The sequence below is a fragment of the Rubritalea profundi genome (assembly GCF_002954445.1).
Taxonomy (GTDB): domain Bacteria; phylum Verrucomicrobiota; class Verrucomicrobiia; order Verrucomicrobiales; family Akkermansiaceae; genus Rubritalea; species Rubritalea profundi.
This window is the reverse complement of sequence record NZ_MQWA01000001.1, coordinates 3,829,334-3,851,611: the sequence shown is the minus strand read 5'-3', so window position 1 is coordinate 3,851,611 and position 22,278 is coordinate 3,829,334. Positions and strand designations below refer to the sequence as shown.

The 22,278-nt window shown below is 48.2% G+C and carries 21 protein-coding genes and 1 tRNA gene; 17 read left to right on the top strand and 5 right to left on the bottom strand.

Translation table 11 applies throughout. The features are described from left to right. The first annotated feature begins 294 nt into the window (after nt 1-294). The 10 genes from menA (at nt 295) to BSZ32_RS16765 (ending at nt 10,574) form a co-directional block, all read left to right on the top strand. Nucleotides 295-1,176, top strand: a complete 882-nt coding sequence (gene menA, locus BSZ32_RS16810; RefSeq protein ID WP_105044487.1) for a 1,4-dihydroxy-2-naphthoate octaprenyltransferase — start codon at nt 295-297, stop codon at nt 1,174-1,176. 12 nt (nt 1,177-1,188) lie between these two features. Then, nucleotides 1,189-2,151 carry an enolase C-terminal domain-like protein gene (locus tag BSZ32_RS16805; RefSeq protein WP_105044486.1) on the top strand — a complete coding sequence of 321 codons (963 nt, stop codon included), beginning with the start codon at nt 1,189-1,191 and terminating at the stop codon, nt 2,149-2,151. Nucleotides 2,152-2,207: 56 nt separating this feature from the next. Continuing rightward, nucleotides 2,208-3,236: an AMP-binding protein gene (locus BSZ32_RS16800; protein ID WP_165788912.1), complete on the top strand. Its 1,029-nt coding sequence runs from the start codon at nt 2,208-2,210 to the stop codon at nt 3,234-3,236. Nucleotides 3,237-3,314: 78 nt separating this feature from the next. Further along, entirely contained in the window at nt 3,315-4,427 is a 1,113-nt protein-coding gene (gene rsgA / locus BSZ32_RS16795; protein WP_105044484.1) for a ribosome small subunit-dependent GTPase A, read from the top strand. 136 nt (nt 4,428-4,563) lie between these two features. Continuing rightward, nucleotides 4,564-5,442, top strand: coding sequence for a hypothetical protein (locus BSZ32_RS16790; protein ID WP_105044483.1), 879 nt, complete (start codon nt 4,564-4,566; stop codon nt 5,440-5,442). Nucleotides 5,443-5,487: 45 nt separating this feature from the next. Continuing rightward, nucleotides 5,488-6,090, top strand: a complete 603-nt coding sequence (locus tag BSZ32_RS16785; RefSeq protein ID WP_105044482.1) for a hypothetical protein — start codon at nt 5,488-5,490, stop codon at nt 6,088-6,090. A 145-nt stretch (nt 6,091-6,235) separates the two neighbouring features. Continuing rightward, a complete protein-coding gene (locus BSZ32_RS16780) occupies nt 6,236-6,658 on the top strand; it encodes a DUF6941 family protein (RefSeq protein WP_105044481.1) in 423 nt (140 codons plus the stop codon). Between the two features lie 21 nt (nt 6,659-6,679). Continuing rightward, nucleotides 6,680-7,489: an SDR family NAD(P)-dependent oxidoreductase gene (locus tag BSZ32_RS16775; protein ID WP_240610673.1), complete on the top strand. Its 810-nt coding sequence runs from the start codon at nt 6,680-6,682 to the stop codon at nt 7,487-7,489. A gap of 135 nt (nt 7,490-7,624) precedes the next feature. After that, complete coding sequence (locus tag BSZ32_RS16770) at nt 7,625-9,364, top strand: sulfite reductase subunit alpha (RefSeq protein WP_105044480.1); 1,740 nt, start codon at nt 7,625-7,627, stop codon at nt 9,362-9,364. Nucleotides 9,365-9,464: 100 nt separating this feature from the next. Beyond that, nucleotides 9,465-10,574, top strand: a complete 1,110-nt coding sequence (locus BSZ32_RS16765; protein WP_105044479.1) for an LOG family protein — start codon at nt 9,465-9,467, stop codon at nt 10,572-10,574. A gap of 22 nt (nt 10,575-10,596) precedes the next feature. On the opposite strand, the gene BSZ32_RS16760 is transcribed toward BSZ32_RS16765, so the two are convergent. Both BSZ32_RS16760 and BSZ32_RS16755 read right to left on the bottom strand, forming a co-directional pair. After that, nucleotides 10,597-10,677, bottom strand: a tRNA-Leu gene (locus tag BSZ32_RS16760). Between the two features lie 192 nt (nt 10,678-10,869). After that, entirely contained in the window at nt 10,870-11,430 is a 561-nt protein-coding gene (locus BSZ32_RS16755) for a hypothetical protein (protein ID WP_105044478.1), read from the bottom strand. A gap of 46 nt (nt 11,431-11,476) precedes the next feature. On the opposite strand from BSZ32_RS16755, the gene BSZ32_RS16750 reads away from it, so the two are divergent. Then, nucleotides 11,477-12,739, top strand: coding sequence for an MFS transporter (locus tag BSZ32_RS16750; protein WP_105044477.1), 1,263 nt, complete (start codon nt 11,477-11,479; stop codon nt 12,737-12,739). On the opposite strand, the gene nadB is transcribed toward BSZ32_RS16750, so the two are convergent. Continuing rightward, nucleotides 12,736-14,358 (bottom strand): L-aspartate oxidase, encoded by a 1,623-nt coding sequence (gene nadB / locus BSZ32_RS16745; protein ID WP_105044476.1) that lies wholly within the window; start codon nt 14,356-14,358, stop codon nt 12,736-12,738. The genes BSZ32_RS16750 and nadB overlap by 4 nt on opposite strands. Before the next feature lie 20 nt (nt 14,359-14,378). After that, nucleotides 14,379-15,233: a pantoate--beta-alanine ligase gene (gene panC, locus BSZ32_RS16740; RefSeq protein ID WP_105044475.1), complete on the bottom strand. Its 855-nt coding sequence runs from the start codon at nt 15,231-15,233 to the stop codon at nt 14,379-14,381. A 136-nt stretch (nt 15,234-15,369) separates the two neighbouring features. Here panC and BSZ32_RS16735 point away from each other — a divergent pair, with 136 nt between their 5' ends. From BSZ32_RS16735 to BSZ32_RS16715, 5 genes are all read left to right on the top strand, one after another. Beyond that, entirely contained in the window at nt 15,370-15,975 is a 606-nt protein-coding gene (locus BSZ32_RS16735) for an OmpH/Skp family outer membrane protein (protein ID WP_105044474.1), read from the top strand. A 159-nt stretch (nt 15,976-16,134) separates the two neighbouring features. Then, nucleotides 16,135-16,977 carry a diadenylate cyclase CdaA gene (gene cdaA, locus BSZ32_RS16730; RefSeq protein ID WP_105044893.1) on the top strand — a complete coding sequence of 281 codons (843 nt, stop codon included), beginning with the start codon at nt 16,135-16,137 and terminating at the stop codon, nt 16,975-16,977. A 109-nt stretch (nt 16,978-17,086) separates the two neighbouring features. Then, the gene (bioD, locus tag BSZ32_RS16725) at nt 17,087-17,737 is read left to right on the top strand and encodes a dethiobiotin synthase (protein WP_105044473.1); all 651 of its coding nucleotides are present in this window, start codon (nt 17,087-17,089) and stop codon (nt 17,735-17,737) included. 30 nt (nt 17,738-17,767) lie between these two features. Continuing rightward, the gene (locus tag BSZ32_RS16720; protein ID WP_105044472.1) at nt 17,768-18,241 is read left to right on the top strand and encodes a GNAT family N-acetyltransferase; all 474 of its coding nucleotides are present in this window, start codon (nt 17,768-17,770) and stop codon (nt 18,239-18,241) included. Between the two features lie 27 nt (nt 18,242-18,268). Continuing rightward, nucleotides 18,269-18,940, top strand: coding sequence for a ubiquinone/menaquinone biosynthesis methyltransferase (locus BSZ32_RS16715; protein WP_105044471.1), 672 nt, complete (start codon nt 18,269-18,271; stop codon nt 18,938-18,940). A gap of 167 nt (nt 18,941-19,107) precedes the next feature. Here BSZ32_RS16715 and BSZ32_RS16710 read toward each other — a convergent pair whose 3' ends face one another. Further along, complete coding sequence (locus BSZ32_RS16710) at nt 19,108-21,606, bottom strand: DUF7133 domain-containing protein (RefSeq protein ID WP_105044470.1); 2,499 nt, start codon at nt 21,604-21,606, stop codon at nt 19,108-19,110. A gap of 186 nt (nt 21,607-21,792) precedes the next feature. Between BSZ32_RS16710 and BSZ32_RS16705 the strand changes: the two genes are divergently transcribed. Then, nucleotides 21,793-22,278 carry an Lrp/AsnC family transcriptional regulator gene (locus tag BSZ32_RS16705; protein WP_105044469.1) on the top strand — a complete coding sequence of 162 codons (486 nt, stop codon included), beginning with the start codon at nt 21,793-21,795 and terminating at the stop codon, nt 22,276-22,278.

Below are 22,278 nucleotides of genomic sequence, written 5' to 3'. Positions count from 1 at the left end.
TGATCTAGCTCTTTGACCGCGAAATTGGCGAAATGTTGCGGGAATTGTTTACTGCCAAGCCGGCGGTGGCGCACCTAGGAAATCATTTTTTGATTTGTTACACAGGCAAAAATTCGTGCCGTTAGTGTGGATTAGTGGTAGAGATGTTCCATTGTGCGGGCTCTCAAAGCTTTCGTGTTTTTAGCGTATTTCGCGGTTATATCGCTTCATCGCACCATCTGTCTCGAAGAATAGATAGATTGTCCACGAAAAAGAATCTGTATAATCTGCGTAATCTATGGTTAGACAACTGCAATGAACAGCACGCTCAAATCCTGCATTCTAGCGGCACGGCCAAAGACATTGCCTGCGGCGATTGTTCCCGTGTGGTTAGGTTGTATGCTGGCTTGGAAGCTCGAGGGGGAGTTTGATGGGTGGCTGGCGCTTTGTACTTTAATGGGAGCGGTGTGGATCCAGATAGGGACAAACTTTTTTAACGATGCTATCGACAACGACAAGGGCGCCGACACTGAGCGCAGGCTCGGCCCAGTGCGCGCTACGGCATCAGGCCTACTCAGCCGGGGCCAGGTGTATGGGGCCGCTCTGGGGTGCTTGTTAGTAGCTGCTGTTTTTGGATGGTTCTTATTTCAGGCACGTGGCTGGTCGATGGTGGCAATCGGCTTGCCCTCGCTCTACCTTTGTTATGGCTACACTGGTGGGCCAGTACCGCTGGCCTACCGTGGTTTAGGTGAAATCTTTGTGATCCTGTTTTTTGGTGTAATCGCTGTGATGGGCACTATTTTTGTTCAGTTAGGGAGGTGGCCAATAGAGGGATTACTTTTAGGTATTCAGCTTGGATTGCTCAGTGCTGTGCTGATTTCCATCAACAACCTGCGCGACCGTGAAGAGGACGCTGGAAATTCTAAGAACACGCTTGCTGTAAAGCTTGGTGAATGTTGGGGTAAGCGGGTGGTCGCGATCGAGATTTTCGGGGCGTTTTTTCTCTCGCTAGCTTGGCTCTGTATGAGCCAAATGAGCCTTTGGCTCGGGAGTTCTATGTTTATCATTCTCGGGGTGAGGATATGGGGGAATGTCCGCGAGGAACCACCGAGTGCGAAGTACAATAAATTTTTAGCTCTAGGTGGTATCCAGTTGATCCTTTTTGCTATCCTCTTCACCCTTGCCTGTGTTATCTAACGGATAACGATCATGAGCGAGCCCATCTACATTCATCGGTACACACTGCACAGCAGACGAGGCCTAAATAGCCGATCCGACAGGACTGCGCACGAGGGTCTTCTGATCCTTATCAATGGAGGAGTGGGCTGTATCCATCCATGGGAGGTTCTTGGAGATCCATCGCTGGATGAGGTGCTCGATGACTTAAAGAATCGGCGTCTTTTTAGGCCGCTGGTGCGAGCTGCTGTAAAATGTGCGATGGTCGATGGTGCTGCGCGGCGTGCTGGTGTTAGCCTGTTCGATGGTGTGAGGGTTCCTAGAAGCCACGCTACTATCGTGGGGGGCAGGGATAAGATCGATGAGGCTCTGACCGCTGGCTTTGATGTGGTGAAAATGAAGGCTGGCCGCGATGCGCCGGCTGAGTTGCAGTTGATGCATGAGGTCCACGCTGACCATCCAGAACTCCGCTGGAGACTTGATTTTAACAATGTTTTAGGTGGCGGGGAGTTGCGCGAATTTGTGAAGTCCATGGGGGAATCGCTCCGCTCTAAGATCGACTTTTTAGAAGACCCTTGTCGCACTGATGATCCAGCTTGGCAGGGGATTCGTGAGGTCTATGGCGTGCCGTTAGCGATCGACCGCGATGTACCAATAGCAGGCAATCAGTTTCGCTACGCCGTGATCAAACCTGCACTAGATGATGTGACTGCCGTCTGTGCCAAGGCTATGTTAGAAGGTTGGCGTCTGGTTCTCACGAGCTACATGGATCACCCGATTGGCCAATGTTATGCGGCATGGTGTGCAGGTAAGGTAGAAAAACGATTCTATGGGCTACTCGATCCCGTTGCTGGGCTGATGACTCATGGCCTATTTGAGCCAAATGCTTTCATCGACCGCATGGGACCAGTTCAGCCTGAATGGCGTTCGCCAGTTGGAACTGGTTTGGGGTTTGATGATCTGATTGATGAGCTTAACTGGGAAATGCTGAGATGATTTGCCATTGTCAGTTTCTAGAGCCCGCATTCTGGCATGATGAGTCATGTTTTGTAATGCACAATACTCAATTGGCTGACGCGAATTTTTTATCCCTTGAGCAGTGGGTGAGAGCGCAGAGTGTTTTAAAGAATCATGTGCTCTTTCAGTCGAGTGGCTCAAGCTGCGCGGCTAAATGGGTCGCGCTATCAAAGTCTGCACTGTTAGCCTCTGCTAGGGTAGTAAATCAGACATTAGGCATTGAGACTGGTGCTCGATGGGGATTAGCCTTACCTATCCACCATGTGGGTGGTTTTGGGGTTTTAGTACGTTCGTTCCTCAGTGGTGGTCACTGCCAGGTATTTCATCAGAAGTGGGCTCCAGTGGCGTTTACTCGCTTTGTGTATGAGAATAGCTGTGAGTGTATTTCATTAGTACCAACTCAGGTGGTTGACCTCATAGAGTCACGCTGTGTGGCACCTTGCTGTGTGAAGCATGTTGTTGTTGGTGGCGGGAGCTTGAGCGATGCACACTACGCAAAAGCGAAAGCTTTGGGTTGGCCAGTGCTGCGCAGCTACGGCATGACTGAGGCAGCATCGCAGGTTGCAACTGGTGATACAGGTGATGGCTTTTTAAGCATCCTTGATGGCTGGGAGACCCGAGTTCATACTAGTGGAGTGCTAGAGTGGCGAGGCGAGGCTGGTTTCAGTGGGTATGTGATTGAGGAAGAAGGAGAGTTTTCCTTCGTGGACCCAAAAGTGGATGGCTGGTTCACCACCCAAGATTTAGTCGAACTCGAGGGTGATGGAATCCGGGTTCTCGGGAGAGCTGATTCGTTGGTCAAAGTGCTCGGAGAGTTGGTGGATATCACTTCCATAGAGCAACGGATTGAGCAGCAAACGTTGTGTAGTGCTATTGTTCTGACAGTTGCTGATGAACGTAGAGGAGTACTTCTCATTCCTGTGATTGAGTCCGCTAAGCCCATTGATTTAAGTGGCTTTCGTGGAGTTGAGACACTACAGACAATACATTTACAGCCTAAGTTCCCACGCTCATCACTAGGGAAAATCCAGAGAGCATCGATACGTGCTCAATTGGAACTCTAGTGAGACCACTAAATGGCGCTGAAAAAGAACACGAAAAAGCTGTAGAATTCCGCCAAAGGCTGACTAAACTCAACGCACATGGAACTAGAGGACATCGGGTGGAACGAAGAATTTGCTGCAGAGTTTAAGCCTTTTGCTAAAAAGGGGTGGGTTCCAGCACGTTTGGTGCGTGATAATAAGATCGCGTATGGAGCGCTGCTCGCTGGCCCGAAAGAGCTAGAGGTTGTCATGAGTGGTAAGGTGTATCACGATGCTACGAGCGACGCTGAATTACCAGCAGTGGGGGACTGGGTCGCTCTAGAAGTCGGTGTGGGTGGCGATGATAATGACAATATGATCCGCGCGCGTCTTTCGCGTCAGACGTGTTTCTCCCGCAAACTTCCAGGCAAGAGCAGTGAGGAACAGGTGATGGCGGCAAACGTGAACGTTGTCGTGGTGATGACGGATGCTGGATCTGACTACAACCCTCGCCGCATGGAGCGCTACTTCATGTTGATCGAACGCAGTCGCGCGAAAGCCGTGGTGCTAGTAAACAAGAGTGACCTTTTCCCAGATGATCTCAACACCTCAGCTAAAGAAGAGATCGAAGAACTTAATGCTGAAGCTGATGTTTATATCACCAGCGCCGCGAAAAATGAGGGCTTGGGAGTCCTCAAGCAATATTTAAAAAAGGGCGTGAGCATCACCATCGTGGGCTCAAGTGGCGTTGGTAAATCCACACTTGTGAACCAGCTTCTCGGCGACGAGTGGCAGTGGGTCAGCGATGTCAATGAACTCACCGGGAAAGGCCGCCACACCACCACTGCTCGCGAGTTGCTAGTGCTGGATGAAGGTGGAATTCTAATCGATAACCCAGGGATTCGTGAGGTCCAGATGTGGACCGATGAGAACACCCTGCGAGAAAGCTTTCTAGATATCGATGCGATTGCGTCACGTTGTAAGTTTCACGACTGCAAGCACGCCTCCGACAAGGGCTGCGCCATTAATGCCGCTGTGGAGTCTGGAGAATTGTCGATCGAGCGCTACGAAAGCTACCTCAAGCTAGAAGATGAAATCGAAGAGCTCAACAAGCGCCGAAAAAAGCGCCAAATGATCACCGAGCGCCGAGCCAAGCGTGATAATAGAATCAAGGCGAGAAACCTAGCGGATCGTATCGACTACGATAACAATCAGAAGCCTGAAAATTACTAGGCTCGTGGGAGCTCACTGTTTCACGTGTTAGGTTGTTATGCTTTAGGGCTATAGGGTCTTGAGTAGTCGGATGCTAGATGATCTCCGCGTTGATTTATAATAGTCAAAATCGGTGATTTAACCTAACAAGTGACTGATGCGTATTATTTTGTTTTTCAAGAGGGGGCTGAAATGGGTTCTCAGATTTGTCTTCAGCAAAAAGTTTATGCTGCGTGCTACTATTCTTCTGGCAGTGCTAGTATCGACTTTTTGTCTTACGCGCTACTTTTACAATAAGTGCGCATGGGATCGCTGGGATGCATTGGAGATGACGGCTACCGAGGTCTATGACTTAGACCGAGAAAATCGTTTTTATGAGGTAGCGTCTGAACTGGATTTCTTTGATGATCCTTTCATCAAGAGTAATCTATTGATGCGGCGGGAGGCTGACGAGGTAGGAATGGATGACGTTAGAACTATTATTGTCAGTAAATATGAGGATTCATTTCCATATGATGAAAAAGACATTCGCATGTGGATTCCGGATGAACAGTTCGAAACTAAAAAGGAAGCAGCTTCATCTTTGTTAGCATTATTGGACCCTTTTGCTGAAGATGCTAGAAAAGTTGCGCAGGTCCTCCAGTCGCGACTAACCACAAGTTCATCTCTTACCCGAGAGTTAACCTTGGAGGGGGTGATCACTCAAGAAGACGGGAGATCACTAATGAATTTACTTGGGTTTATCAAATTCTACAGTTCACGGGCTGAGCTTCATGTTCACATGGGAGATTCCACCGCGGCATTTTCAGACCTTCAACGCTGCATGGAGTTATCGAACGTTGGGAGTCATGGCACCTCACTACTTGCATTCCTCGTGAATACAGCACTTGATGCTGGAGTTATAGACCTTGTGAGCTTTGGTATGAGTCATCATGTTTGGAGTGCGGAGCAACTTGGTGCTATTGAAGAATATTTTGTGCTGAAAAAGACCACAGAGGCATTCAGGGAGTTTCCTTCAGCTGATTTTGTTTATTAGCAAAAAGTAGTAAAACTTTACCGCAAGCATGGCTACACGACTGTTATGGTCAAAATTCAAGGCGCCGTGGAGGGGTTTTTTGATGAAATTTATGAAGCTATAAGTGCAAGCGAAGAGGGGGATCCATGGGTCGATGTTGAAAAGTTGATGATGGTCGCGGCTCTCCATGTTGTACCGGAGGGAGTTATGGTTAATAACATGGCAATTCCTCATAGGCATATGCTGGATGTGTTTGTCTCGGCCATCGAGAACGATGTGAACATCAGAGTTTTGCGTGATCTACGTGAGAATGTTCCTGATCTTTCTTGGCATGAAAGCTCAGGTGAGTCCATGTTGGAAGCCTATGTGAACCAGTACGAGACTTTGCTAAAGGCTATTACTAAACAGCGCATGGCGATTATTGCGTGCCGACTAGAGAAGAGTTATCTCGAGAATGGGAGTTACCCCAAGTCACTTGATTATCTAGAGCTCGAAGTAGCTGTGAATGATCCTTACAGCGATGGATCTCTCATCTACCAAACCCAGGAGGATGGTGCTTATAGTCTTCATTCGATAGGTTTACAGCAAGACGACCTTTCTGAATCGTCTCGTTATAGATACGATCCAGAAAAGGAGAGGCTTAAGTTCTTTAGCGACAATTCGTTGTAGCTTCTTCTCTAGAGACTCACTTCAAAGGTGCTGTAAATGGTCCGAAATTCCTGAAAGTCGGTGCTTTACCTCGCGTATAAATCTGGCATAGGTATTCCGCCTCGTTTTTGGGGCAGATTAACCAATTTTTAAAAGAAAGAATATTATGGATATCCAAATTGCAACACTCTGCGACTTCGCAGCCGACTACAACGGTAAGATGGTGATAAACGGCACCTTCGACACACTCGCAGCTCCACAGATGCCAGTGGTTCACCCACAGTGCTGTCTAGCACTCCGTCTCTGCATCACACCTGAAGACACAGGTCAGCGTAAGTTTAGCGTAAACATCATTGATGCTGACGGCAACTCACTCGACGACAAAATGCCGATCGAAGCAGACATGCCTATCGAGCTTCCAGATTCCGTGCCATTCATGACACGTAACTTGATCCTCAATCTTCAGGGCCTTTCGTTCCCAGAAGATGGCATCTACTCCATCGACATCAGCATCGACGAAGAGTTGATGACACGCATCCCACTTCGCATTGTAGAAGTGGATCAGAATGCTGAGCAGCCAACTGCTTAATCATTTCACCGAAACACGCTAATGACGAGCTCCCTCCACTATCGTTCGGCGATGATCACTGGCGCCTCATCGGGCCTCGGTGAAGAGTTTGCTCGTCAATTAGCGCCATGCTGTGATCAGATGATCCTGATCGCACGCAGAGAAGAACGTTTGCTAGGTTTAGCAAGCGATCTGAAAGAGTTGAATCCTCATTTAGACGTGTTGCACTTTGCTGTTGATTTGATTGACCGTGATGCGCGCGCAAACTTTATCCAACTGATCGAAGACCACGGTGCCAGTCCGGATTTGTTGATTAACAATGCGGGGATGGGGGACTTTGGTGAGTTTTCTAAGGCTGACTGGCCAAAGCTTGAGCAGATGCTAGAACTCAATGTCAATGCTCTGACTCACCTGACGCACGCATTGTTGCCTGCAATGTGTGAGGGCGGCGAGGGCGACATTATCAATGTGAGTTCGTTGGCTAGCATCATACCTATACCCGATTTCGCCGTCTATGCGGCAAGTAAAGCGTATGTGACAAGTTTCTCTGAAGCACTTCGGATGGAACTAAAAGACCACAATATCAATGTCCTAGCTCTTTGCCCGGGGCCCGTGCACACCGAGTTTGGTAAGACGGCGATGCGTGATGAAAGTAAAAATAAGATTCCTGGTAGTGAATTCTTCTACGTACCAAAATCTCAAGTGGTGAGCGAGGCTTTAGCTGGGCTCAGCACGAACAAGGCCCGTGTCTACCCAGGGTGGAAGATTGGTCTCGTAGCATTGGCTCTTTCGGCGATTCCAATCGTCGGTTTACGCATCATTCTGGGCACTCGACCTAGGCGTGAGCGCTAGATTGTGCTATGGTGCATAAAAATCGGGGAAAATAATGCAATACTGCCACCATCAATGCTTGCATGGCGTGGTGGTTTGAAGCAATTTACCCACTCCCGCCACTAGGGGAATTAGTCCCTGGGCGAAAATTTTATTATGTCACAGCAGAATTACATTCCTGATGATGCTCCATTCACTGCCGAACAACGTCAGTGGCTCAATGGCCTCGTGTCAAATTTCATCAACGACCTCACAAGTGGACGAGGCCTAAATGGCCAAGACTCAGCACCTGTGGTTCCAGTTACGATCCTTATTGGCTCGCAGACTGGCAACTCAGAGGCACTAGGAAAGAAGCTATCGAAAGCGATGGCTAAGATGAACTTTAAGCCAGTACTTGTCGATTTAGGATCATACGAGAAAGAGAAACTCCCTACTGAGCAAAATGTTCTCATCATCACCTCTACTTACGGTGATGGCGAGCCACCAGATAATGCAGCTGACTTCCACGAGTGGATCCTTAGCGATGCAGCACCAAGCCTTGAAGGAGTCAATTTTTCAATCCTTTCTCTGGGAGACACAGAGTACCCAGACTTCTGCAAGTGCGGTATCGAATTTGATGAACGCTTCGAGCAACTCGGAGCAACACGGATATTCCCACGTGTTGATTGTGATGTAGAGTTTGATGACGAGTTTGAAGCCTGGAAGAAAGGTGTGCTAGATGCCCTAGGAGCATCAGCTGCGCTGGTTGTTGTGGAAGATGAATCTTCAGAAGATGGTTTCAATAAAAAGAATCCTTTCCCTGCGCCTATCCTCAAGAACGTTAACCTGAACACCAATGGACCGCGCGAGACCCACCACATCGAGTTTTCGCTGGAAGGTTCAGGTCTCAAGTACGAGGTTGGTGATGCTCTCGGAGTCTATCCATGCAACGACGAGGCAATAGTCGATGAAATCCTTGGTAACGTGAATTTCAAGGCCAAGGAGGAAGTTCCTTTGCCTGGTGGCGGTGAATCCACTCTTCGTGATGCTCTGATTCATAGTTACGATATCCGTAACATAAATAAGACATTCATTCAGAAATGGCAAAAACGTAGTGGTTCGCCCTACCTTCGTGCGCTGGTAGAAAGCGACGACAAAGCTGCGTATGACGACTACTGTTATGGCCGCGAAGTGGTTGACTTGATCACTGACCACCCTGCTGATTTTTCAGATGCTGAGGAATTTGTAGGATCACTCAAGAAATTACAGCCGAGACTGTACTCTATCTCATCTAGCCCCAATGCACACCCGAATGAGGTTCACCTTACTGTCGGAATTGTTCGCTATGAAAGCAAGCATCGCAGCCGCGGTGGAGTTTGCTCCACATTCCTTTCAGATCGCGCTAACGAAGCAAACCCTGGTGTGTTCCTTCACTCGAACAATGCATTCCGCCTTCCAACCGATGGTGACACACCTGTGATCATGGTTGGTCCAGGTACTGGAATTGCTCCATTCCGCGCATTCCTTGAAGAGCGTAAGGTGGCTGAAGCTAAAGGTGGCAATTGGCTCTTCTTTGGCAATCCTCACGAAGCGGATGATTTCCTTTATCAGGACGAACTCACGCAGATGCAGTCTGACGGGGTTCTCACAAAGTTGAGCACCGCATTTTCACGCGATCAGAAAGAGAAGATCTACGTTCAGGATCGTATGCTAGAAGCCGGTGCTGAGCTCTGGAAATGGCTCAATGAGGCTAATGCTAGCTTCTACGTTTGTGGTGATGCTTCACGCATGGCCAAGGATGTAGACGCCGCACTTCACGCTATCGCTCAAGAGCACGGAGGTCTCAGTGAAGAGGCGTCGGCGGCCTTCGTTAAGCAGCTCAAGAAAGAAAAGCGCTACTGTCGCGACGTTTACTAACCACTTAGTTCAATCGATTTATAAAAAGGCTCACTCTCCTGATATTGGAGTGTGAGCCTTTTTCTGTAGCGATAATCTATATGCTCGGTTAAATTAGGGTATGAGTAAAAGGAAGCATAGAGATGTACCGCAGGAGAAAGATTTCACTGGGGGGATGATTAATTCAGCGTCGTGCTCTTATGTGGGCACGACTGGAGAGAAGGCATTAGACGAGAAGATCTCAGCCTTGGCGAAGGAGATCGATAATAGCGAGGGTTTCTGCTTGCTTGCCGAGTTGATGACTACGGCCGTGAGGATCTCACGTGGTGCGGTAAGTCAGGGAGATTTTAAAATGATGAATCGAGCACTCAAAGAGATGCGTATTTCGAGTGAAGTTTTCAACCCGTATTCACACATCAAGAAGGTGGGGATTTTTGGTTCAGCTAGAACCAAACCTGAGGAAGTTGAGTACATCACTACAGTGAAGTTTGCTGAGAGAATGCGAGAGGAGGGCTTCATGACCATCACAGGTGCGGGCCCTGGCATCATGGCCGCTGGAAATGAGGGGGCGGGGAGAGAAAATAGTTTCGGCTTAAATATATCACTTCCTTTTGAATCTTCAGCGAATCCATTCATCGCTGGAGATGAGAAGCTTATAGATTATAATTACTTCTTTACTAGGAAGTTGTCTTTCGTGAAGGAGGCCGATGCGGCAGTGGCGATGCCAGGAGGATTCGGCACAATGGATGAGATTTTTGAGGCGATGACTTTGATTCAAACAGGAAAGGCTGTGATCTACCCATTGGTCTTGCTCGATGCGAAGGGGGGGACGTATTGGAAGTTCTGGAATCAGTTTATTGAAGAGCACCTCATGCGACTCAATCTCATTTCAGAGTCAGATTTCGCCTTGTTTAAAGTGACTGATGACATTGAGGAGGCTGTGAGTGAAATTGTAAATTTCTACCGCAACTTCCATTCTTATCGTTTCGTTGGGGATAAGTTAGTGGTTCGTTTGCAGGATGCTATTGATCCAGATGCTTTCGATAATCTAGCGACAGAGTTTGCCGATATAGTAAAGTCGGGAACGATGCAGCAGCGTGGCGCATTGCCGGAGGAGGAAAATGAGGTTGAAATGGCTGAAATGCCGAGGATCGTGCTCAGGCATGGTCGCGGTGATATGGGTCGACTCAGGCAATTCATTGATGCGATAAACGTGGCGACAATCGTTTAGCTGTGCACTGGGGTAGAAAAAATACCGGCGGCCGGAATCGAACCGGCACTCACAAGGAACTCGATTTTGAGTCGAGCGCGTCTACCAATTCCGCCACGCCGGCTACTCCTCAGTGCAGCGCGATAATGATGAATACTTAGGAAATGTCAACTTGGTAGATGGCTTTTTTAGAGGGGTTTTTCTAAGTTGTGACCTATGAGCGATTTGCATCATGAGGAAATAAATTGCATCGAGCTGACCATTACGAACTTTGTGTTAATGAAGGAGTCTTTTTTGCGTTGAGTTTACCGTTTGGTCAGACAGCTAAACTCATGGCTAGCTCGAACCATGTCTTTTCTAATTGATGCGGACTGCGTTCTATCAGCGCAGCCTTTACGGCATATCTATTTGGGATTTCAAGGTTCTCTTTATTCAACTGCCTTTGGTCACGCGGGTAATCCTCGTGACTTAAAACAGATTCTGCGAGGTGAAGGCATGCCCATGCTCGAGCGGTGCGAAGTTCTGGCTGAGGTTGCTTCAAGTTCATCCGGCTCGCTAAATGTTGGAAATGTCTTACTGGATTACCTACGAAGCTGCCAGTCGGAGTGTTTATCATAAACCAAAGCATCGCTCTGTAGGGAATGGGATGCGTGTCTAGCGTTGTCGAGTTAGCGGGGATATTGGCCATCATCGCCTTGTCGAGCTGAAGTATGGCCTGTGCGGGTCTTTTATTTTGCCATAACGATTGGGCGAGCTCGAGGCAGGCGATGTAATAAGCTTCGCGGCATGCTGTGCGGTGCTCACGGGCGTGAGTGATGCGTAGCTGCCGGGTAACTTGTGGTAGATGTGGGCAGGCTGGAATTGTCTGTTGAGGCATAATTGGGCTTGATGAATGAGACGATGAGAGACAGAAGCTTCTTGTCTTGGAGTCTAAGCCCACATCATCATTACGCAACATCTGGATTGGTGTGGTGTTTTTTCTTATTGCAGTGCCTCCAGGGTTATGGTCACCCGCCTTGCCGAACATTCTGGAGACTTACGATGCGTTGTGGGTGATTCCCTATGCTACAGCTGTTGGGCCGATTGTTGCTATTTTCTCCAGCCTCATGTTCACTTCGTTGGCTGATCGGCGGGTGGATGCTCAGAAATTGCTCGGTATACTGACTTTGTCAGGATCGGTTTTCCTGTGGTTGTCGTTCTCGGTGCTTTCGTGGGGGTGGAGTCCTTGGTGGTATGTTTTTATGCAGGGCTGCAATGCTCTTATTTCGGCGCCAATGTGGGCGTTGCTGACGAAGATTGCTTTGGTGAATACGGATGACCCTCAGAAAAACTTCCCTCTCTATAGGATTTGGGGGACGCTGGGTTGGTTATTTGCTGGTGTTTTGGTGAGTTGGCTTGCGCTTGATGAATCGGCACTAGCTGGAAAGTTAGGGGCGGGTGTGCGATTGGGTTTAGGGGGGCTGTGTTTTATGCTGCCTCGCACTCCACCTAAGGGTAATCGAGCTCGCAGCTTAAAGGAGGCTCTAGGTTTGAGTGCGTTCAGTCTTTTTGAAAATCGTTCACTCAGAGTGTATTTCGTAACTTCAATGCTTTTTGCCGCGCCTTTGGCAGCACATTATATGTATGCTCCCATGTTGCTTAAGCAATTGGAGGAACTCGGTCGTCATGAAGGGGTGGTAGCCGGTGTGCTGACATGGTTGCTGCCAGGGCCTACGGCCCAAATGTCTCTTGGCCAGATCACTGAGTTGGTTGCGATGCTCATCATGAGTTGGCTGGGCGCTAGAGCAAGAGTGAAACCGCTCGTTGTGTTGGCTATGGTTTTTGGACTCACTCGCTTCGCCTTGTACGCGGCGGCCGGTCATTATGGGCTGATCACTTTGATGTGGTTGGGGGTGTCCTTGCATGGACCAACCTACACGTTCTTCTCGATCACTGGCCAAATGTTTGTTGACCGTAGAGTTTCAGAGGGGATGCGTGGCCAAGCTCAAGCTTTACTGGGGCTGTTGAGTGGTAGTATTGGCCACACCACCGGAGCACTGAGCTGCGGATTGCTCTTTTCTGCTACTCAAGCAGGGCAAACATGGCTGGGTTGGACGATTTTCTGGTCCATTCTGGCGCTGGTAATTGTCTTCTGTCTCGGGTACTTCGTAGTTGGTTACAATCAGAAGCAGTCTAGCACCGATTAGAATCGTCGCAATTCAGTATCGCGTTGGTATTTTGGATTTTTAGTTGGGTAGTCTAATGTGTAGTGAATCCCTCTAGATTCCTTACGCTGAATGGCGCAATCTACGATGAGAGCCGCGACTGTTACCAGATTGCGCAACTCGAGGATGTCTGAGTTTACTTTAAAGCCCCAATAATACTCACGCACTTCTTTGCGAAGGTTTCTTAGCCGATGAGCGGCACGCTTGAGTCGGTTGTCAGTCCTCACGATAGAGACGTAGTTCCACATCAATCGGCGCAGCTCATCCCAGTTCTGTGAGATGAGGACTTGTTCATCGATCGAGGTCGCATCTCCATCTTCCCATGCTGGAATTGGTGGGGAGCTCGGCGAGACGAGTTGCAGTGGGTAACTCTTGAGCATTGAGTTCAAGGCTCGGCGGGCAACCACATTCCCTTCAAGGAGTGAGTTTGATGCTAAACGGTTCGCTCCATGAAGCCCAGTGCATGCCACTTCACCTACTGCAAAGAGACCTCGAATTGTCGTTTTCCCATTGGCGTCAGTCACAGCTCCGCCGCATTGGTAGTGGGCTGCTGGAACCACTGGGATTGGTTGTTTTTCGCAATCGAGTCCAAATTTCAGCAGTGTGTTATAGATATTAGGGAAGCGCTCGCGCATGAAGCCAACGGGCTTATGGGTAACGTCTAGGTATACGCAACTTGCTCCAGTTTTCTTAATTTCGTGATCAATAGCGCGAGCTACGATGTCGCGGGGAGCGAGCGAGCCTCTGGAGTCGTGCTCTAGAGTGAATTCTTCACCGTCAGCATTCACTAGGCGTCCACCTTCTCCGCGCACAGCTTCCGAGACGAGGAATGAGCGAGCTTTTGCGCCTACTGCTGCCGGGTTGTAAAAACAGGTTGGATGAAACTGTACAAATTCCATATTTGAGATGGTCGCTCCTGCGCGCCAAGCCATCGCCAATCCATCGCCTGTCGAGCTGTCTGGATTAGTGGTGTAAAGGTAGACTTTGCCGCACCCCCCAGTAGCGAGCACGATGCGGTCAGACCTGAAAATGTTAACCTCCCCAGAATCCTCATCTAGCACATAGGCTCCAAGGACACGATCTTCAGTTACGACACCCAGTTTACCGGTGGTGATGAGGTCGATAGCAAAGTGATTTTCAAGAAAGGTGATACTCGGGTGCGCTTTTACCTTCTTTATCAAAGCTGAGACGATGGCGTAACCTGTGGTGTCTTTCGAGTGGAGCACCCGACGTTTAGTGTGGCCGCCTTCATTCCCAAGGGCAAAGAGCTCTGGGTCTTGATTGCTCTTGTCGAAAGTTACACCATATGAAAGCAGCTCATCGATCGTGGCAGTTCCTTCGCTGACTATATCTCTAACGACGGATTCCTTGCAAAGACCGGCGCCAGCGTCCAGAGTGTCGGCAACGTGTTGCTCAAAGGAATCCCCCTCAGATCTTAAGTTGGGATCGAGAACGGCGGAGATGCCTCCTTGGGCCCATGCCGTGTTAGAGTCTAGCGCCTCACCTTTAGTGAGAATTGTAACGGAGCCATGCTCTGCTGCGCGTAATGCAAACGAGAGGCCTGCAATGCCTGAACCGAGGACTAGGAAGTCAGAAACCATATGCGGGGAGTGTGGGTTGCTTAGTTAGCTGGGACAAGCTCGATATTGTCAATAAGTCTGACATCGCCAAAGCAGGCGGCAATTGTTATCAGGGACTTCTGGATGATTCTCACTTGTGGTTGCAAGGAGTTAGCGCAAACACATTCTAAATAGTTGATTTCAGCGAGCGGAGCGTGAGTGCTAAGGTGGCTCTTCATTGCTTCTAGGAGTTTAGCGCTATCATCCACACCTGAAGCGAGAGATTTTTGAGCTAACAGCATCGCTTGGCGTATCGCTGGTGCCTGAGTTCTAGCGTCACTACTTAAGTGAACGTTTCGCGAGGAGAGGGCGAGTCCATCGTTCTCCCTGACAGTGTCGACACCATGAATGATGACTTGAAAATTGAGATCGCGCACCATGCGGTTGATGATGGCCAGTTGTTGGTAATCTTTCTTTCCGAAAACGGCATCGATAGGGGTGAATATATTGAAGAGCTTCGCGACAACTGTGCAAACACCATCAAAGTGTCCGGACCGCGTGGCTCCACACAGTTTCGAGGCTAGGCAGTCCTCAGTGATCACGGTGGAGTGATTTGCTGAGTAGAGGCTTCCAGTATCTGGTGTAAAAAGTAGATCAACCCCGCGCTCCCCACAGATAGCTATATCACGCTGGAGAGTTGATGGGTAATTCTTGAGGTCGTCAGGGTTGTCGAACTGGATTGGATTGACAAAAATGGATACGGCGACGCAACCATTTGGTCCAGCAATAGCTCTAGCTTTCTCTATTAGAGCGAGGTGTCCATCATGAAGCGCCCCCATAGTGGGCACGAGAACCGGCGCGGTGAGGTATTTCTTCTTCGCGAAGAGAAGGTCAGTTACAGTAGTGATAATGTCCATAATGTGTGGGTGGCGGGAAAGTGGCGGCAGAATCGCTAAGAATAAAGCAAAAAGATTAAGGAATCGACGTTGACGTAGTCGTCATCGGCATGCACATTTACTCCGATTTATATTTATCTCAAAGTTTCAAGTATCTATGAAAAACATCCTAAAATCCTTCCTAGTCGTCGCCGCTACCGCTGTGAGTCTCACTTCAGTAAGTGCCGAAGATCTCAAAATTGCTTCAGTAAGCATGGAGAAGCTCTTTAACGAGTTCCACATGACAAAGAAAGTTCAAATTCAAGTGAATGTTGATAAGGAGCGCATCCAGAAGGACAACGCTAGTCGTCTTGAGCACATTCGTGGTCTTCAGTCTGAAATTGAAAAACTCAGTAAACAACGCGGTGATGCAACAATCAGCGATAAGAAGCGTCTCGAAATTGAGCGTCAGATTAAGCTTAAGGTGAGCGAAGGTAATGCTGCGGACAATGAGCGTCGGCAGTGGCTTCAACGTCAAAATAAAGCTCTCGGAGAGCAAACTGGTGAAGAAAAGCGTGTTATCCTTGAGAAGATTCAAGATGAGATTTCCGTCTACGCACGTGAGCACGATTTCGATATGATAGTAGACCAGTCATCACGCAGTGCAACACGCACACCAGTTTTCGCCTTCATGAAGGATAAGTATGACGTTACAGCTATTCTCCTTAAGGATCTCAATAAAGATGCACCTGCTGCCGATAAGCCAGCTTCAACAGATAAGTAATCTTTACTGATTATACTCATATTTTCAAAGCGCCCACCGTCAACTACGGTGGGCGCTTTTTTATGGGATGCGCTCTATGGTTATGTTGATGTGCTAGAGAGTTACATTAAATAAAGATAGTTCTTCACAAGAATGGGGGTCTGGATAATGATGTCTGAGATGCAATTTCTGCAAGATCATTGGCGCGACGGAGTGGAGATACTCATCCTATGGATTGGTGTCTACCAACTGTATCGTGCTTTTAGAGCAACTAGAGGGGCTAATATTCTAGTTGGAATCGTGATGATTCTAGCCATAGCTACCTCACTCGCTTTCATTTTTCAACTTAAAGTAATTGCGTGGATTCTAACTAGAGCAGTTATCTATGGAGCGTTAGCGTTGGTTGTTATTTTTCAGCCTGAGCTGCGAAGTGCCTTAGCAAAGTTGGGGAGTAGTAGGTTTTTCACGTTCTCAAAAACACAGCGTCTCGAGTTTACTTCTATCCTAGCTGACTCAGCTATTCAACTTTCAAAGAAACGTATAGGCGCACTTTATGCGATCGAGAAGGAAATTAGTCTCACTGATCACCAAGAAACAGGAGTCCAACTCGATGCGGAGTTCTCTGCCGAGTTAGCCCAAAGTATTTTTCACACTAAGGCTGCGCTGCACGATGGAGGCATGATTCTCTCACAAGGGCGCGTAGCCTCAGCTGGCTGTGTGTTTCCTGTGAGTCAGAGAGAGTTAGCAGATCGAACGCTAGGCCTACGTCATAGGGCTGCCATTGGTCTAACCGAAGAGACCGACGCGGTAGCTATCGTTGTTAGCGAGGAGACTGGTGCCATCTCAATGGCTATCAATGGTGATTTGAAGCGTAATTTAAGTGAGCTTGAATTTAGAGAAATGCTCGAAGAAATATTTTTACCAGAACAAAAAATTAACGAAGATGATGCTGAAGAAACATTGGATAGCGAAGATAGCAGCCTTGATCCTAGCGATCGTGATATGGTTTCTGATCAGCGGTGAGATGCTTACCTAGGGGCGACCACTCTTATTAATTCAAACTTACGAGCTGGGCTTGCATGTTTCTGCACTTTACTGCAGTAGGGGGAGACTTCAACGTGAGATTGAATCTATGAGTAAGGGACTTTTTATAACTGGCACGGACACCGACTGCGGCAAAACATACGTTACATCTTTGATCATCCGCGCCTTGCGGGCTGAGCGTGTGGATGCTGTGGGTTATAAGCCAATCTGCTGCGGCGATAGAAATGATGCGATTGAGTTAGTCGATGCATCCGACAACATGGTTACCGCAGATCAAGTCAATCCACTCTGGTTGAAGACGCCAGCCGCTCCCCATGTGGCTGCGATGTTTGAAAATGCACCCATCGATTCAAAAGTCCTCCTTCAAGGGCGAGCCGACCTAGGGGTTTCCCATCAGGTTGTCATAACCGAGGGTGTTGGTGGTCTATTAGTTCCGATAGCCGGCAAAGATTTCAGCGTTGCTGAATTAGCAAAAGAGGTTGGAGACCCAGTACTACTTGTAGTCGGCAATAAACTAGGCGCTCTCAACCATACTTTGCTTACTGTTGAAGCTATGCGATCGCGAGGTATTGAACCAGCGGGACTCATCTTTAACAACCTTGTCGAAGAGCTCGATACTGCCACGATAACCAACAAAGGGATTGTCGAAGATATGTGTGGAGTGGAGGTCATCACTGACGTTATCCGCGGGCAAAGTGAGATCGAAGCTTGGCCATTTCTTGAACTTTTAGGTTTGTAAGCGCTCGGACTAACACTAGATTCTAAAATTATGATCGATATGTTAGTGAATCTTTATGAGCTGCCAGACTCTGGCGAACTCTATGAGAGCGTTAAAGATAAGGGCATCACCCTACGCAGAGCCAATGCGTATGAAAGACACATTGTGGCTGGCTGGGTTGGGGAGCACTTTTCGCCAAAGTGGGTAAGTGAAGTGAAGGTGGCTTTTAGTCGTCAGCCTGTCACGTGCTTTATCGCTACGAGAGATAAAGAAATCCTCGGTTTTGCCTGTATCGAAACCACAGCAAAGGGATTCTATGGTCCTACTGGCGTTTCTGAAGAAGCACGTGGAACAGGTATAGGCAAAGCGCTCTTATTTCGTTGTATGGAGGCTCTGAAGGAATCTGGTTATGTCTACGGAGTGATCGGCGGAGTGGGGCCTCGTGAATTCTACGAAAAAGCTATAGGAGCTACGAAAATTCCGAATAGCGACCCTAGTATTTACCGGGATATTCTCCCAGGTTAGAATATTTCACAAAAATTTAAATTACTCATGCAAGATCCAACATTTGTTAAGAATGCCTTCAGTAAGATCGCTGATCGCTATGTTGTCACGAATCACGTCCTCAGCCTAGGGACTGACATCCTTTGGAGGAAAAAAGTGGGGCGCATTGTAAAGTCCTGGAGTCCCAAAGATATTCTAGATGTGGCAACTGGCACTGGAGATCTGGCGCTAGAACTGCAAAGGGTGTGCCCAGAGTCAAGCCTCGTAGCTTCTGATTTTTGCCCAGAAATGTTAGCGCATGCTACCCAGCGTGGAGTTAAGAATACGCAGGTGGTCGACGCTATGGATATGCCATTTGAGGACAACTCGAGTGATGTGCTCACTGTTGCATTCGGCCTCAGAAATATGGCTGACTACCCAGCAGCATTGACTGAGATGCGTAGAGTGATTCGGCCCGGTGGGCATTTATTAGTGTTAGATTTTTCAACTCCAGAAGGGTTCCTCGGTAAGCCCTATGACTTTTATCTCAATAACATCCTCCCGAAAATTGCTGGCTTATTGACCGGTGAAGAGGGCGCTTATAGCTATCTAGCAGGATCTATCGGAGATTTCCCAAGTGGCGGCCCCATGGTTAAATTGATCGAAGCTCAGGGGTATACAGATGTAACATGCATTCCCTTGAGCGGCGGTATCGCCTCAATCTACACCGCTACATCTTAAGCGTAGAAGAGTGCTTCCAGCCTCTTTTTTCTCATCTGCAAAGAAGCAAAAAAGCTCTCACCTAGTAATAGGTGAGAGCTTTTTGGTAGTTATAATTCTAGATTATTACTTCTTTGAAGCGAGGTAGCCAACAATGTCAACGAATTGTTGGATGGTGAGGTTGTCAACTAGTTGAGGGCCCATGAGGTAGATGAGGCTTTTTTGACCGACACCACATCCGAGGCGCTGAGTTTAGTTTCAACTCCTGCAATATTTCTAACGATCACGGAGGTAGTATCTTTTTTGACCAATGTTCCGTTGTGAACAGTGCCATCTTTAGTCGTCGCATCTACCCAGTTGTCAGCGATAGTAGCATCAGGCTTGAGGATGGACTCGGCAATTGCCAGCTTGTTCATAGAAGCTCCAATTTTGTTGAGATCCGGACCTTTCTTTGAGTGTGATTTCTCGATGCTATGGCAGCTGATACAGGCTTGAGTTTTGAGTATCTTCTTACCGTTTGCTCTATTCGGCTTATATTTTTCAAATGCCAGCATAACGTCTTCGATTGAGAGTTCACCCACTTTGGGGATTTTAGGCCCCTTAGCAACGACGGCAATATCATTTAGTTTAGGAATGAAGGCCTTGTTGTTTTTTGCAATCTCCGTGTACAGAGCTTTGTGTTCAGCATCAGATTTTGTCACTTCAGCAATGTAAGCTGCGGCGATCTTCTCAGAAGCCGACCAAGTGATTGGCTTGTAATATGGTCCCTTTGGATCAGGTCTTGTCCCCCACCACCATGACCCGTCATAGGGTGCTTCCTTGCTGTAGAGTCTGGCAAGCGCGTCCATGAGTTTCACCTTCAGTGACTGGTCATCGGTCGAATTCAATTTGGCAATGAGTCCGTCAACCCCCTTGGTGTCATGCATACGACGAAGCGCCCAAATTGCACCGTCTTGTGCAGGGGAGTCTATAGCAGCTAGCGATGCATCGACACCATTCAATGCACGAAGCGTCTGCACTGCTATGTGTGGAACAATGATTTTAGAGTTAGGTGTGGCATGTGGGCCTTTTGTGCTTTTATCCTTTTTAAGAGAATCAATAGAGAAATTGCGAGGCTTCGTGACCGCTAACTTAACGACTTCATTTGCTGCTTCAGCCTTACCTATACGGCCTAGACCGACGAGTGAGGCAACTTGCACACGTTGATTGTCAGACTTCAAACCATTGAGGAAAGGGGCAAGAGGGGATTTCTGAGCTACAGATTTACGGTCAGCGATTGCTCGCAGTGCGAACTCGCCCATAAGTTTATCGTCGCTGAGTTCTATGAGGGCATCCACACCCTTCACACCCGTCATTTGAGTATAGGTGAAGATAGCTGCTACCCGTACCTCCAGGATTGCCTTGCTATCTTTAGCGATAGCTAAAACTTTAGTTGGATCCACTAGAGCACCACGCTTCAAGATTTCTTGTTGTGTCGCTAATCTGGCGGTGGCACTGGCAGACCGGATGCCTTTGACTAAGTTAGTTGGTGTGAGTTTTGAAAGCTCTGGGAATGGCTTATACTTCCAGTCTGCAGGAACCACGCGATCAACGTAACCCTTATTTGGGTTACCTTTGTATCCGGCACCTTGCCAAGCGGCGATGTACATACGCCCTGAGCCGTCGACATCTAGATCAGTTGGCTGAGAAGACTTGATGAAATTCTCAGCTTCCTGAGTGACTGTTGGACCGTCTTTTTCGAGGCGATGAATGTAGATGTGGTTGAGTCCCCAGTCTACCATCATCGGCTGTTTGTTATACTTTGTTGGCCACGAGGGCTCGTCCATGAATAATGCACCGGTGCCTGATCCTTTGCCAAGATCACAAAGCGCTGGGATAGTCTCGTTAGTAAAGTACATGTAGTGACTCGGATAACCGTAATCACCAGTTTGTATATGATCGATAAAACGTATCCACCACCCAACACCATCGTTTGTATTACCACGAGTGTAGATGTTCATGAATGGATCAATAGCAACGTCATAAATGTTTCGAAGTCCGTAGGTGTAGGGTTCCATCTCACCTCCATCAGGGCGGACGCGGAGGATGCCACCGCCTAGCTGAGTTATCTTTGTGCCATCAGTGCCTTCTGCATCGACAAAGCCAAAATCACCAACAGCGATGTAGATCCAGCCATCAATACCCATGCGGATACCATTGGTTGTGTGGTCGGCTCCGCGACTGCGGTTAAATTTGATTGTCGAAACATCTTTGATGAGGTGCTTCGGTGGACCGTCTGCTACTCCGTCACCGTCTTTATCTTCCAGCACGGATAGATACATGCCTTTCATCGGCATTTCGCCACCATAGTCTGCGTGGAGAGCGTAAACCTTGTCACCCATAGCGATAATGCCGCGCGGATGGTCTAGTTTTGCGAAGACTGTATGCTCGTCAGCTTTACCATCGTTGTTGGTATCTCTGAGTTTAACGATACTGCCCTTATCCGGTCCTTTTCCCAGCGACCCGAGGAGGTCGACACCCACAAAGACGTCGCCATTAGCGTGAACGGCTAGGCAAGCAGGTGAGGGGGTGAGGGTGTTGTCGGTGAATCTTGAGAATTCAAGGTCACTTGGATTGGCTTGGAGTAACCCCAAGCTGGCTACGTAGGCGAGGACGCTGGTGAGTTTCTTATGAGACAGTTTATTCATAGGCTTTGGTTGGATGGATGCTGGAAATCTTGAGTTTATTGAGTTTATTGAGGTTCTCAAATGGATGACGTGCTGTACGTTTTCTATAAGATAAACGCCTCATCACAAGCTAACCTTACATTCAGTATGTATTTTTTTCGTTCCATTGTTGGCAAACCGCTCTTGATTCGCTAATTCCTAGTCACCATGCCAGTCGACCCACTACTCCAACTGCTTAGCCAAAAGGCCAGATACTCCCATAAAGAGATCGCAGACATCCTGCAGTTAGACGAAAAGTCAGTATCTGACAAGGTGGCGGATTGGGAGACAGATGGCACGATTTTAGGGTATCACGCTGTGATCAATAGTGAGCACAGCGGCGACACGAGTGTGTCTGCATTTATTGAAGTGAAACTCACTCCCGAGCGCGGTGGTGGATTTGACCGTCTTGCCATGCGCATTGCTAGATTTGAACAGGTCGAGGCATGTTATTTAGCTAGTGGAGGTTACGACCTCATGGTTACTGTCGAGGGACCTAACTTGAGAGAGGTTGCTAGCTTCGTCAGTGAAAAACTCAGCACGATTGATGGAGTTTTATCCACGGCAACACACTTTAGATTGAAAGCATATAAAGTACATGGTTTCCTCTTCGAGCAAGAAGAGCCAGAAGGCCGCCTCGTAGTTTCACCGTAA